The organism is Saccharospirillum alexandrii (genome assembly GCF_004000275.1).
In the GTDB taxonomy this organism is placed as follows: domain Bacteria; phylum Pseudomonadota; class Gammaproteobacteria; order Pseudomonadales; family Natronospirillaceae; genus Saccharospirillum; species Saccharospirillum alexandrii.
Map to the genome: position 1 here is coordinate 447,068 of NZ_RCIP01000003.1, position 12,879 is coordinate 459,946.

Here is a 12,879-nt window from a genome sequence, read left to right on the forward strand (position 1 = left end):
CAATCTTAGACGGCACACCCGATCATGAATTTTGGCCCGTCCGACCTGGTTACCAACAGCGTAACCTTCACCCTGAGTAATGGCGAGCCTGCCGAACAGCTGTGCTTGCGCGGTGGCTCTGTATTGGTGATCAGCGCGAGGGCGCTGGCCTTGTACAAAGATGAAGCCGCCGTCGGCGACCCGCTTGGCAATGGCCTGATAGCGCTGACCGATCTGTCCAAAACCTCACCGCTGACCCATCGCGACGGCCATTTTATGACCGAACACCGGGCCGGGTACATTGGTTTGCACGGGGAAAGGATGTTGTTGATTACGCCCGTTGCCATTCAACTGTTCGATGAACGCCGCGATGCGCTGCAGAATCGCAACGAGCGGGCCCGGTTGCCGCTGGAATAACGGATTGTGTTAAACTGCCCACAACCTCATTTTCCGACTCAAGGACACTCCCATGCCTTCCTTTGATATCGTCTCTGAAATTGATGAAGTGGCGCTGCGTCATGCCGTTGATAACGCTAACCGGGAACTGGCAACCCGCTTTGACTTTCGTGGTGTTGAAGCCAGCATCGAGCAAAAAGGCTTGGTGGTGACGCTGAAAACCGAGTCCGACTTTCAGGTGCGCCAGCTGGAAGAGCTGTTCTCCAAAGCCTGCGTCAAGCAGGGCATCAGCGCCGCCGGGGCCGATAAGGAAGACACGCCGGTGCACAGCGGTAAGACCTTCTCCTGGAACATGGAGTTCAAACAAGGCATCGACCAGCCGACGGCAAAGAAGATCATCAAGCTGATCAAAGACAGCAAGCTGAAAGTTCAGGCATCGATTCAAGGCGAACAGGTGCGGGTCAACGGCAAAAAGCGCGACGACCTGCAGGCGGTCATGGCTCTGCTGAAGCAGTCTGATATCGAGATTTCACTGCAGTACAACAACTTTCGCGACTGAGCGAAACCCAGAAATGCCGGGCTGACCTGACGTCCGCCCGGCAAATATCTTGCTAGTGACTCATATCGCCATGGTCCATCTCCATGGCGTCCCCATCCTGATGCGGCCCCTGCTCCCCGGGGCCTTCAATCGTGAGTTCAACCTCAATCCCACCGGCCCGTTCGAACTCCAGCCTCACGGTTTCACGCTCGCCTTCCACCAGCCGACGCTGCAAACCGACAAACATCAGATGATAGCTACCCGGACGCAGTACAAGCTTTCCCCCCTCAGGCACGACGACACCGTCTGGCAGATGCTGCATGCGCATCATGCCATCGGCCATGCTCGATTCGTGTATCTGCACTTCGGTGGCAAAATCGGCCGCCGCGCCAATCAGGCGGTCGGGCTGGTCGCCTGCATTGTTAATGCTCATAAAGCCCCCGCCAACGGGCGCCCCCGGTGCCGTTGCCCGCGCCCAGGGGTGATCGATCGACAGGGAGCCCAGGGTGTAGTCGTGGGCTTGTGCCACGACAGAAAACAAGAGTGTGGCCAGCGCCACGGTCAGTTTGAGGTTACGCATCGTTGAATTCCTTACTGCATCGACGGAATGACGCAAGGAGGCCTATTCCGTCGTTAGATTGTAGGTTTTATCAGTGATAGGCCGCGCGATGAGGCAACAGCCGATGGTTATAACTTACAGGTGGGCAGTCAGGGGTGGTGCGCGGCTGACATAGGCTTGAAATGCGGTTGTACGGGGGGTGACAAGGCGGTCTTGCCGGGTGACTGTTGCCACGCCTGACAAGGTTGCAAATGACCAGACTTCGGGCAAACCCAGCGCCTGGTTTACGCAGGGGCAGTGTTGCGACGACGAGCTGGTTTCAACCGGGGCCGTCTCGGCAGTTTCCAGCGTATCGATCTGTACCCAGGTAACGCCCAGCCCGGTGCACAGGCGCAGCCAACCCTCAGCGGTTTGAACGCTGCTGGCGTTAACAATGGGTATGGCGGTGAAGCACAGCCAGGTGATGACCTGGAGTGCCCAGCCCGCCCGGAGCTGCCTTCGGGTCACAGCGTCATGTCTCGCTATTTGGGTTGGTTACGATGACGCACGCGGCCGGGTGCGTCAATCAGCAAACCGGTGGCGCAACATCATCGATGTCGAGCAAATCGAAATAACTCTGCCCGAGTGCGATGTAGCGAAAGGCGCGTTTGTCGAGGTACTGGTTGATGAAGCTGTTTTGCTCGAGTGCCCGCAGGTAATCGTTATAGCTGGTGTAACTGGAGGCCACCAGGTCGGTGCCGGTCAATATTCTGCTGGCATATTTATTCAGAAATTCTACATAGGGCTCGCGCCGGTCGGCATCGCGAAAATAGCCGTCGTACAGGACGTTCCAGGAGATGTCGAACCAGAGGTTGGGGTAAGCATCCATCAGCCGGCTCATTTGGGCGACGTGTTCTTGCGGGTCGAGTTCCATTTGCTCGCGCGAGGTACCCAGATGCATCCACACGATGGTGTTGTCCGGGTACTGCTCCAGTACCGCTTCCATCAGGTGCACATAGCCGTAATCGTCTTCGTCGTTGCCCATGTCGGAATGCAGAGCCAGCGGCATATTGCGCTCGGCCAGTCGTTCCATAAAGGGCGCCCAATTGGCAATGTCGTCCAGCGTGGCCGCTTCATGGCCATAGGAGAACAACGCCTGCTTGACCAGATTCGCCTCGCCCATCCACTGAAACAACCCCGGAAATTCCCGGTCCAGTATCGCCATGCGGTCGACGATGCCCTCAGGGTTTTGCAGATCGGGGAACGTCATTGAGGCGCGCAGTTCCACCCCGGTTCTGGGGTAGGCATTCATGTTCACACCGTTGACGAAATCGTTTTTCATCGTCGGAGCAATCACTGCATTGCCGCTACAGTCGCCGCCGTTGAGACAAGCCCAGTCTTGAATGCGGGTCTGCCCGATGCCGTAAACATTGGCGTATTGGATGCCAGCACGTTGCAGGTATTCGACCATGACCTGATGATCAATATGCGGGCCGCTGAAGGGTTGAAAATGCAGGTGGCTATCCACCACCAGCCGGTGCCCCTGCACACTGCGGTCATAGCACATCTCGGCCAGCGCCGAACCGCTGACCACCAGAGACAACACAGCGCCCAATAGTGCTGCTTTCCTGCCACCCTGCTTCATTCCACACCCTCTTTTATTCCGTCATTCTTATTCATTCTGTCAGCCGGCCAGGCAAACACCTGCACCATGCAGTACGCCCAGAATGCCAGGCTCAGATGAAACACATCCATACGCACGGGCAGCCCCAGCAGGGGCTCGGTACCGCCGCCGATCACTAACCCATTGACCACGAACACCACGGCAGCAAGCAATAACCAGCTCGCCTGTACGTTCTGCCTCCGGCGCCACAAGGCCACGGCAATAACAACCGCGACCAGCGTCATGGCCAGACCAATAACCAGTTGAAACAATGATAATCGGGCCAGCCAGTAGCCGAGGATAAACACCAGCGCCGCATCGGCCAAATGCGCAAGCCACAATTTACGGTGCAGACGCAGCCAGCCAATCCAGTCGAGCAATGCCATGGTCAACAGGTAGAGACCGGCAACACCAAAAGCCCGGGAAGCCAAAGTGTGCAGGTCATCGAGCCGGGTCTGCCACTGAAAACCGAACTTGACCGCGCCAATGGCGGAAGCCAACCCCAGCAATGCAAAACAAACGGCGGCCAGAAAGGCGGCCGACCGGCGGCTTTGCATTAACCGCTGACTGGCCCACCAGGCACTGGCCGTCAAAACGACTTCGGCCACCCACCAATGCGTCATGCGCGACCTTACGCTTCGGCCGACAGGGCTTGCAGGCGATTCTCCAGCGCAGCCATACCCGCAGGAACGTCAACTGGATGGCCCAGGGCGTTAAAGGTGGAACCGAACGCATGCAGGGTGCGAAACAGGTTGTGAACCCGGCACTGCTCGCCCATCTGGCCGATTCGCACGATCGGCGGGCCAAAAGAACCGGCGATCTCGACCCTAAAATGGCGGGAAATATGTGCACACACGGCTTTCGAATCGAGCCCTTCGGGCAAGGCGATACCGACCACTGAATTCAATCGGGCTTCGGCAGGCACATAGAGCGACAGCCCCAGCGCTTCAATGCCGCCCTGGAGCGCCAGGCTGCTCTTGCGATGACGCTGAAAACGACGCTCCAGCGTTTCCTCGCACACCAGGCGCATGGCTTCGTGCAGGGCGAGCAGGCCCGAGACCGGTGCCGTGTAATGATAGGAGGCTTCATGCCAGAAACGGGTGGCAAGGAGCGCATCGAGCGTCCAGTGCGGCATCGGCACCGGCCGTTGCAGAATGCGCTGCCAGGCCAGTTCGGAGAACGCGACCAGCGAAACACCGGGTATTGAGCTCAGGCCTTTCTGGCCACCGGTGATCACCACATCGATGCCCCAGTCGTCCATGTTCAATTCCATGGTGCTGAGCGTGCAGACGGCATCGACAATGAGACGGCAATTGTAACGCTGAGCCAAAGCGCCGATAGCGGCCAGGTCTTTATTGTGGGTGGTGTTGGAGGTTTCGCCCTGAACTATGGTCATCACCTCAGGCTGAAATGTCTGCAGAATGTCCTCAATGCGACGTGCGTCGGCGCTGCTGCCTTCGTCAACCAGCAATCGTTCAACCTCGCCACCTGCACGAACGGCCATTTCAGACAGGCGCTGTGAGAAAAAGCCGTTGCAGACGCACAACACCCGGGTACCAGGCCACACCAGGTTGGTGACGGCCATCTCCATCGCCGCCGAGCCGGGGCCGGCCACGCCCATCAGCCAGGGCGATTCGGTCTGAAAAATATAGCGCCCCATGCGCTTCACCTGATCGATGATGCGCGCCATGGTCTCGCCCAGGTGATTGATCACAATGCCATTTGCCGCCGCCACCGGGCCGGGAATGGGCACCGGTCCGGCCCCCATCATCAACAGGGGTTCTTCGGGCAAAATTTGGTTGAGGCCATCAATGTGGGGAGCTTGAATCATCCTGGGCGCGTCCGGCTGGGTGGAAAATCAGTAATCGAAACAGTGCCCATATCATGATGTGCGACGCCCGGCAGCGCAACCTTCTCCCACGCGAGGATATGCCCCGGAGCCGTCTTTCAAGGACAGAGCTCGTTCACTCGCCACCAGCAGCGCCTTGCGCTTGGCCAGCGTTTCGCTGGGCTTCTCACCGAATTGACTTGCATACAGTGCAGGCAGACGCCCCAGATGGTTCAGGCCATGCTCCAGCGCATGCCAGGAAATACTGGGCGAATCGCCTTCACACGCCAGCAAGGCCATGCGCAGTCGGAGCAGCTTGCAGCGCTGGTAATAACGGTACGGCGTCATGCCGATGTAACGTTTCATCTGGTAGTAAAGGGTGCGCTCGCTGCTGTGCACAATTCTGGTCAGGTCCTCCAGGTTGAACTCCCAGCCTGGGTTGTTGGCTATGAATTGAACCGCCTGCTCAATTTTTGGATCAATAATTCGCCGTCGGGGCAGGTTGATCTGGAAGGTCGGTTCACTCAGACACGCTGTCAGTTGTGTCAGCATATGCCGGGTCTCACGGACGGCGCTTTCATAGTCCGGGAAATAACGGCTCCTCAGGTTATAGTCCTCCAGCAGCGAGCGAACTTGCTGCCGTTGACGATCGGACTCCAAAAAGCTCCGGTCACTTGAGAACCTGGCTGCGTCTGATTCTGGAAACTGAACAATCGTCAATACCGAATGGCCGTCGGTAACCAGGTTAAAGGGTTCATCGGCACGCACAAGGAATACATCATTCTTAAATTGTATCCGCCCCGTGCATACCCAGATCAGCACCGGCTGACCAGCGTTCCGTCCAGCCACCCCCGTAGGTCCGTCCACAACGATCTGACCCAGATTGCCACTGGCGGTATAAAGGACGGACATCCCGGGGAAACTTTTCACGCTGGGTGGGAATGAAAACTCAATATCGGGGAGGCCGAGCAGTACCTTAACACTCCCCAGCCACTGCCCGGGACTTGACCGGGTAAAGCGCAAATAGGAAGCCAATCCAGATCCGTAATACATCATCAGACTCTTGTTATGGTGTCATTCGAGGGGGTCTTATATGAGAATATACTAAAACCGGATCACCCGATTCGTACGGCGGACCACTGCAGCGACAATCTGCAACGCTATTGATCCATATCAAGGGCGTGAAACAATTGCTCGCTCCAACGCTGGGGTTTTGCGAAAAGGAACCCCTGGCCATGTTTGCAATCCAACTGGCACAAAATCAGTCGCTGCGGTTCGTTTTCCACACCTTCCGCAACCACTTCGAGGTTCAGGGCATGGGCCATGGCCAGAATGGCCCTGACCAGAGTAATGTCAGCTTGTTGCTGGTTAAGCCTGGCCACAAAGCTCCGGTCAATCTTGAGAACATTGACCGGTAGCGACTGCAGATACGCCAGTGAAGAATATCCGGTACCGAAATCGTCAATCGCTATTCGAATGCCCTGTTCCTGCAATGACGCCAGCTTTAAGCCCAACTGATCATTAAAATGAACCAGTGATGTTTCGGTGATCTCAAGTTCCAGTTCCCAGTTAAGCTGATCGGTAGAACGGCGCATTCGGGTTATTTCCGACACGAAACCGTCGTCCAGCATATGCCGGGCAGAAACGTTAATGGCCAGACGTATACCCATGGGTAGTCTGAAGGTGCTCTCCTTCAAGTGAACTTGAATATTTTGCAAAACAACGGTCGTCAACTCGGCTATCCAGCCTCGTTTTTCGGCAATCGGAATAAAGTCGCTGGGTGGTACCGGACCGAGAACGGGGTGATGCCAGCGCACCAGTGCTTCCAGCCCTGTTACTTCACCACTTTCAAGCATGTAATGTGGCTGATAAACCACACTGAATTCATGCTGGGACTCGACGATTGAGCGAGACAGATACTGCCCAATGGTTTCTTCATACAGTAGCGTTCGGTTGATGTCCGGATTGAAAACCTGGTACCGAAACCGGCCCAGTCGCTTCGCGGAGTACATGGCCTGATCCGCTTTTTCAAGCAGCGATCTGTCTTCGTCTGCATGCAAAGGAAACAAACTGGCACCGATCGACAAGCTCATATAATGTGGCTCATCATTAACAACAAAGGGTTCTTTGAAGACGTTCAGTATTCTCTCGCAAAACGCTTCTGTTCCGGCCATGCTGTCAACCTCGATGATGGCCGCGAATTCATCTCCCGAGAGACGCGCAAGTACATCCCCTTTGCGCAAGACCGAATGCAGCCGCTGTGCCACCTGCACCAATAACTCGTCACCTTTCGCATGACCATGAAGATCGTTCACTTCCTTGAAGAAATCGAGGTCCAGGTACAGCACTGAGAAGTGTGCGGGGGAGTGATCCTGCTGTCCGGTTCTCGATTCCAGGAATGCCTGGAACAAATGGCGGTTGGGCAGTCGGGTCAGTACATCGTAGTAGGCGAGGCTGGCCAGCTTTTCATCCATCCCCGCAAGATCACCCACGTCCATGAAGGTGCCGACATAGCACTGCGACTCATTCACTTCGACGCCGTATATCGTCAGCCATTGTGGATATATCTCACCATTGGAACGCTGGTTCCAGATCAACCCTTCCCATCTATTTTCTGTTGACAACTGTCGCCACATGCTGCGGTAAAAATCATGTCCGTGATAGCCCGAGCTGAGAACCGAGGGCTTTTCACCAACCACGGTGTCGGCGTCGTATCCGGTCACCTGTTGAAAAGCCCGGTTGACGTAGACAATCCGGGGTTCCTGAGTCGCGAGCATCATGGCTCGGGGGTGGCCGTCGACAAGTGCCTTGAATTCCCTGTCCAGAATACCTGTGTCCATAAGTCAGAATGATTCAATGTGTCGGTGTGTATGAACAGGCTAGTGAAGTTTCAGGACCAGCCTATCCAGATAATGCAAATTAATGCATCAATACATTGAAGAAGGTGACTTCTGGTTTTCGCAAGCAAGCTTTGTCGCTGGTGATTTCCTGAAAACTCCGAACCCGAATAGAAAATTTGCAGAATCTGGATGGCTGCATTTGGGTTGGCCACTCATAGTGGCTGACACCTAGAAAATCGAGACAGCAGAATGCGTAAAACAGGACCAGTTACCGGACATCAGCGGTTATACGCGGCCAGCGAACATCTGATTACTACAACAGAACTCGACAGCACCATTACTGCGGTTAATGACAGTTTTGTGGCCATTTCCGGCTACACGAAAGATGAGCTTATTGGCCAGCCACACAACCTGATACGACATCCTGATATGCCAGAAGGTGCGTTTGCAAATTTGTGGGAATCCATCCGGGCCGGCAATTCCTGGAAAGGGCTGGTTAAAAACCGGTGCAAGAATGGCGATCATTACTGGGTGGACGCCTTCGTAACTCCCATCACCAAAAACGGAAAAACCGTTGAGTACCAGTCAGTTCGGGTACTGCCAACTCCGGAACAGATTGCACGTGCCGAGAAGGTGTACGAGGCCTGGCGTACGGGCAAACTGCCTTCACGATATCAGGCTCTGGCTTTACCCTTGCACCTCAAAATAACAGCCGCCTATTTGGCCCTCACCGGACTGCTGCTGATCAGCGGTCTCTTTCAGGGGCTATGGACACTGGCATACGGTTTCACTGGCATGTCTTTGTTGTTTGCAGCGACGCTGCTTGCTGTCTGGCCTCAGGTAAAACTGGCCCGTGAAGCCCGAGTGGGAACTCATCCGGTTATGCCCTATCTCTACACCGGCAAGCGAGGCGACGCTGCCTGGCTGGAATACGACCGTATGAAGCGAGATTCGACCATGAGAGCCATCGCCGCACGGATGTACGCCAACGTGGGTATCATGGGCTCGTCCAAGGAAAAAACGCTCGACTGCATCCGGTTTTCCATGAATCACATCCAGGCGCAACGCAGTGACATAGTGTCGATACAGCAGGCCTTCGATGAGCTCGAATCCAGTGTTCAGCGAGTCAGCGAACTGACGGACATCACCCACTCCGCTACACAGTCCGCTCGCGAATCGTCGCGGCTTAGCAATGAAAAGATGCAACAGATGACCGATGCCATTACAGCACTGACATCGCAGTTGGAGCAGGCATCCACGGGTATCGAGGAACTGGCTCGGCGCAGTCTGGATATTAATCAGGTACTGAACGTCATTACCGACATCGCCGAACAAACGAACCTGCTCGCCTTGAACGCTGCCATTGAAGCGGCCCGTGCAGGCGAAGCCGGTCGCGGTTTTGCCGTTGTCGCTGATGAAGTGCGCGGCCTCGCCCGGCGCACCCGGACCTCTACCGATGAAATTAGCAGCATCATCAATGGTCTGCGTCAGGTTACCGGGTCGGTTGTGGGAACCATTCACCAGGGTCATAAAGCCTCAACGCTCGCAACCACCATGACCCGGGAAGCACAATCGAGCCTGAATGATATATTGGGGCATATTGAACTGATCGAACAACACGCTCAGGAAGTGGCCAGCGCCACCGAAGAACAATCTGTCTTAAGTGTCCAGGTTCAGCAGCAAAGCAACAACCTCGGTATGCTGGGAGATCAGTCTGTCACCAGCAGTGAGCATGCATGCAATGAATCCGAAAACCTGGCTCACGCCGTCGACCGGGCACAACTACTGGCCAGCCACTTTCTGGCCATGCTGACCCGGGGTCTCAAAGAGTCATCGGAACAAGCTCGCTGACGCCCGTGCATAAGCGCTATTAATCCCACAACGTTGAACGACCCGCCCGGCACAACAGCGTTTTAGCACGGTAGCCGTCATCAAATGCCCGCACCAGAGCCTTCCAACAAAACTTTACATCCATTTTCATCCTGGCGACCACATAACAGCGGCAGATCACTACACTAATTAGCTGACTGTATTTTTTTATGGGTTCAAGCATTGAGCCCGGATTCATTCACTTATGACCAGAGGAAGGATGATCAGGATCTGTTGCGAATGAAAGAACACACTCCCGCCCCCGCTAAAAGGGCTGCCTCACCCTTGCTGGGCCTCATTGCCAGCGTGGTGTTTGTGACGCTCTTGTTGGCAATTTTGCTGTATTTCGACGTTCACCATTACATTATCGATTTGTTGCACTGGGTGGATGCCCAGGGCATCTGGGGGCCAGTGCTGCTGATACTAATCATGGCGCTGGTGGTGGTGCTTGTGTTGCCCGGTATATTGCTGACCACCGGGGCTGGCTTTGTGTTCGGTGTCGTTGAAGGGTCGATCTACATTGTTCTCGGCACCACGCTGGGCGCGTTCGTTGCCTTTATGATTGCCCGCTATTTGTTTGGCCCCTACGCTGTCGATTTTGTGCGCCGTCGTAACCGGTTGCGGCTGATCAATGAAGAGATGAGCGCCAACGGCTGGAAAATTGTCTTGCTGACCCGGTTGATTCCGTTTTTTCCCGGCAAGCTGTCCAACTACTTTTTTGGACTGACCCGGTTTTCCTGGAAGGGGTACCTGGCCGGCTCGCTGATCGGTTTTATTCCGTTCTCCGTGCATAACGTCTACCTCGGCTCGATCGCTGCCGATGTCACTACGCTTGGCTTGCGCAATACAGAGCGCACCGGGTTTGAATGGATCCTCTACGGCGGCGGTTTTGTCATGACCGTGATCATCGTGTTCTATCTGAACCGTCTGGCACGGCGGGCCCTGAGCCAATACACCGAACCTGCTGACAACGAGGAGTCTGTACCATGAAGTGGACCAAGTGGCTGCCCTGGCGTTTTGCCATTTCCTACATTGCCAAAAAGCAGGGCATACTCGATCCCATTCCGATCATGGCGAGGGTGCAAGCTCTGGCCCAGCCCTCCGAGGTGGCCGAACCGATTGAACTGATTCGCTCAGGCGTTGTGTTTCACGCGCGCGGGCTGATCAACAGTCGCGTGATCCAGCACAACCTCGACTGGGTGTGGCCGGTCTGGATCGAACGGCAGTTCGATCCGAAAGACCCGTCTTTCATTCCGCGGGCCTTTGCCATTACCCACATCAACATCAGTAATCGCAACTGGACGGCTGTGGGCTACCCCGATTGCCCGGACTTGCCCATTGTCGACCCGAACGGCCTGCTGACCCCCCTGTTTAATGGCTGGTCACTGGATGCCTGGCTGATCACGGAAGACGGTCGCCGTTTGCTGCCGTCCAAACTGAAACAGGTTGATCAGCGCCAGCACCTGGACGATGGCCCACTGATCCGGACTGTGGCAACCGATGAAGGACTGGAGCTGCGCACCAAAGTCTGGGTTGAACGCGTCGACGGTAAAATGCTGTGTCGGCTGCACATCAGCGGCGACAGTGACCAGGCCGGGCACCTGGTGCTGGCATTGCGCCCCTACAACCCCGAAGGCATCTCCTTTATTCACGATGTGGCACTGAATGACAGCCGCGATGGCTGGCGCATTAACAACGACAGCACGGTTCAATTCTCAGCATCGGCAGACCGCCACCACCTTTCCCATTACCGCGAAGGCGACGTGAACATTCATCTGCACGATCGTGAAGACCAGCACAGCGGCCAATGTGACGTGGGCATGGCCACCGCCGCGGCTCTGTTCAATCTGGAGCCGGGTGTGACCAAAGAGCTGACTGCCAGTATTGAGCTCAACGCCAAGCCGAGCACCCCGTTAATTGACGATGCCTGGACGGCCGTCAACAACCAGAGATGCACCCTCACCTGCCCGGACCCGCACTGGCAATTCCTGTTCGATGCCGCCACAACCTCACTGGTATTGCACTCACCGGACGATGTATTCCCGGGCCCCTACACTTACAAACGGTTCTGGTTTCGTGATGCCGCCTACATTATCGATGCCCTGCTCAGTATCGGCTTGACGCATCGCGCGGAGCGGGCACTGGATCGCTTTATCGATCGACAAACCGCAGCTGGCTACTTTCGTTCCCAGGAAGGTGAGTGGGATTCGAACGGTCAGGTGCTGTGGATACTGGAGCGGTTTTTTAAGTTCACTCACCGGCGCCCGGACAAGTGGCTGAACATCATCAAGCGCGGTGCCGACTGGATCATCAAAAAACGGGTGTCAACGGAACTCGATGCCCCTCATGCCGGCCTGATGCCAGCCGGTTTCAGCGCCGAACACCTGGGGCCGAACGACTATTACTACTGGGATGATTTCTGGAGCGTCGCCGGTCTCAGGTCCGCCAGCCGGATGCTGGCCGCGACCGACCCGGAACTGAGCCAGCGCTATGTCGACGCAGCACGTGATTTTGAACAATCGATCGAACGCAGCCTGGCTACCCAGGCCGACAAATTGCGCCGGCCAGCCATGCCAGCCTCTCCCTACCGGCGGCTAGACTCCGGTGCCATCGGTTCTGTGGTATGCGGGTACCCGTTACAACTCTGGGCAGCGGACGACCCGCGCATGAGTGATCTGGTCGAGTTTCTGCTGGAGCGGTGCTTCCTGAAAGGTGCCTTCTATCAGGACATGATTCACTCGGGCCTCAACGCCTACCTCACCCTGCACGTGGCTCAGGTCATGATGCGTGCAGACGACCCGCGCTACCTCGACCTAATTGACGCCGTGGCCGACATCGCCTCGCCGACCGGGCAGTGGCCCGAGGCCATTCACCCGCTCACCGGTGCCGGATGCATGGGCGATGGCCACCATGTCTGGGCGTCTTCGGAATGGGTATTGATGATGCGCTACTGTTTCTTGCGCGAAGAAGGCGATCATCTGGTCCTGTGTCAGGGCATTCCCGAGCGCTGGCTCGAGGCTGAGGGCCCCATTTCATTCGGGGCCGCCCCGACCGAGTTCGGTGAAGTGACAGTGACGGTTAAAGCCACCAGCGCTACCGAAACTGAAGTCCGATGGGACGCCGACTGGCATGGCCCGGCGCCCGCACTGGCTATTCGTCTGCCCGGCCATCAGCCGGTCTGGATTGACGCGGGGCAATCGCAAAACCAGGCTGTGCTAAGCCGGTGAA

Annotated in this window: 12 protein-coding genes; 5 read left to right on the top strand and 7 right to left on the bottom strand. The window is 56.2% G+C overall.

What is annotated here, in order from left to right; all coding sequences use genetic code 11:
• Nucleotides 1–24: 24 nt before the first annotated feature.
• Nucleotides 25–396: a hypothetical protein gene (locus EP166_RS15660; RefSeq protein ID WP_127558751.1), complete on the top strand. Its 372-nt coding sequence runs from the start codon at nt 25–27 to the stop codon at nt 394–396.
• A 52-nt stretch (nt 397–448) separates the two neighbouring features.
• Nucleotides 449–934 (top strand): YajQ family cyclic di-GMP-binding protein, encoded by a 486-nt coding sequence (locus EP166_RS15665; protein WP_127558753.1) that lies wholly within the window; start codon nt 449–451, stop codon nt 932–934.
• 52 nt (nt 935–986) lie between these two features.
• On the opposite strand, the gene EP166_RS15670 is transcribed toward EP166_RS15665, so the two are convergent.
• From EP166_RS15670 to EP166_RS15700, 7 genes are all read right to left on the bottom strand, one after another.
• Nucleotides 987–1,493, bottom strand: a complete 507-nt coding sequence (locus EP166_RS15670) for a copper chaperone PCu(A)C (protein WP_127558755.1) — start codon at nt 1,491–1,493, stop codon at nt 987–989.
• 114 nt (nt 1,494–1,607) lie between these two features.
• Complete coding sequence (locus EP166_RS15675; RefSeq protein WP_127558757.1) at nt 1,608–1,979, bottom strand: hypothetical protein; 372 nt, start codon at nt 1,977–1,979, stop codon at nt 1,608–1,610.
• A 58-nt stretch (nt 1,980–2,037) separates the two neighbouring features.
• Nucleotides 2,038–3,096 (bottom strand): amidohydrolase family protein, encoded by a 1,059-nt coding sequence (locus EP166_RS15680; RefSeq protein WP_127558759.1) that lies wholly within the window; start codon nt 3,094–3,096, stop codon nt 2,038–2,040.
• Nucleotides 3,093–3,737, bottom strand: a complete 645-nt coding sequence (locus EP166_RS15685) for a DUF6962 family protein (protein WP_127558761.1) — start codon at nt 3,735–3,737, stop codon at nt 3,093–3,095. Before EP166_RS15685 ends, EP166_RS15680 begins: the two co-directional genes overlap by 4 nt.
• An 8-nt stretch (nt 3,738–3,745) precedes the next feature.
• Nucleotides 3,746–4,945: a pyridoxal-phosphate-dependent aminotransferase family protein gene (locus EP166_RS15690; RefSeq protein WP_127558763.1), complete on the bottom strand. Its 1,200-nt coding sequence runs from the start codon at nt 4,943–4,945 to the stop codon at nt 3,746–3,748.
• 51 nt (nt 4,946–4,996) lie between these two features.
• Nucleotides 4,997–5,965 (bottom strand): helix-turn-helix domain-containing protein, encoded by a 969-nt coding sequence (locus EP166_RS15695; RefSeq protein WP_164743972.1) that lies wholly within the window; start codon nt 5,963–5,965, stop codon nt 4,997–4,999.
• 137 nt (nt 5,966–6,102) lie between these two features.
• The gene (locus tag EP166_RS15700; protein WP_127558767.1) at nt 6,103–7,782 is read right to left on the bottom strand and encodes a putative bifunctional diguanylate cyclase/phosphodiesterase; all 1,680 of its coding nucleotides are present in this window, start codon (nt 7,780–7,782) and stop codon (nt 6,103–6,105) included.
• 249 nt (nt 7,783–8,031) lie between these two features.
• Here EP166_RS15700 and EP166_RS15705 point away from each other — a divergent pair, with 249 nt between their 5' ends.
• The 3 genes from EP166_RS15705 (at nt 8,032) to EP166_RS15715 (ending at nt 12,878) form a co-directional block, all read left to right on the top strand.
• A complete protein-coding gene (locus EP166_RS15705; protein WP_127558769.1) occupies nt 8,032–9,633 on the top strand; it encodes a methyl-accepting chemotaxis protein in 1,602 nt (533 codons plus the stop codon).
• Nucleotides 9,634–9,891: 258 nt separating this feature from the next.
• Nucleotides 9,892–10,641, top strand: coding sequence for a TVP38/TMEM64 family protein (locus EP166_RS15710; RefSeq protein WP_127558771.1), 750 nt, complete (start codon nt 9,892–9,894; stop codon nt 10,639–10,641).
• Nucleotides 10,638–12,878, top strand: coding sequence for a YkoF family thiamine-binding protein (locus EP166_RS15715; protein ID WP_127558773.1), 2,241 nt, complete (start codon nt 10,638–10,640; stop codon nt 12,876–12,878). Before EP166_RS15710 ends, EP166_RS15715 begins: the two co-directional genes overlap by 4 nt.
• The last annotated feature ends 1 nt before the right edge of the window (nt 12,879 follow it).

Coding starts and splice junctions, on each gene's coding strand:
- EP166_RS15660 (WP_127558751.1), top strand. CDS start 25: ATGAATTTTGGCCCGTCCGACCTGGTTACCAACAGCGTAACCTTCACC.
- EP166_RS15665 (WP_127558753.1), top strand. CDS start 449: ATGCCTTCCTTTGATATCGTCTCTGAAATTGATGAAGTGGCGCTGCGT.
- EP166_RS15670 (WP_127558755.1), bottom strand. CDS start 1,493: ATGCGTAACCTCAAACTGACCGTGGCGCTGGCCACACTCTTGTTTTCT.
- EP166_RS15680 (WP_127558759.1), bottom strand. CDS start 3,096: ATGAAGCAGGGTGGCAGGAAAGCAGCACTATTGGGCGCTGTGTTGTCT.
- EP166_RS15685 (WP_127558761.1), bottom strand. CDS start 3,737: ATGACGCATTGGTGGGTGGCCGAAGTCGTTTTGACGGCCAGTGCCTGG.
- EP166_RS15690 (WP_127558763.1), bottom strand. CDS start 4,945: ATGATTCAAGCTCCCCACATTGATGGCCTCAACCAAATTTTGCCCGAA.
- EP166_RS15700 (WP_127558767.1), bottom strand. CDS start 7,782: ATGGACACAGGTATTCTGGACAGGGAATTCAAGGCACTTGTCGACGGC.
- EP166_RS15705 (WP_127558769.1), top strand. CDS start 8,032: ATGCGTAAAACAGGACCAGTTACCGGACATCAGCGGTTATACGCGGCC.
- EP166_RS15710 (WP_127558771.1), top strand. CDS start 9,892: ATGAAAGAACACACTCCCGCCCCCGCTAAAAGGGCTGCCTCACCCTTG.
- EP166_RS15715 (WP_127558773.1), top strand. CDS start 10,638: ATGAAGTGGACCAAGTGGCTGCCCTGGCGTTTTGCCATTTCCTACATT.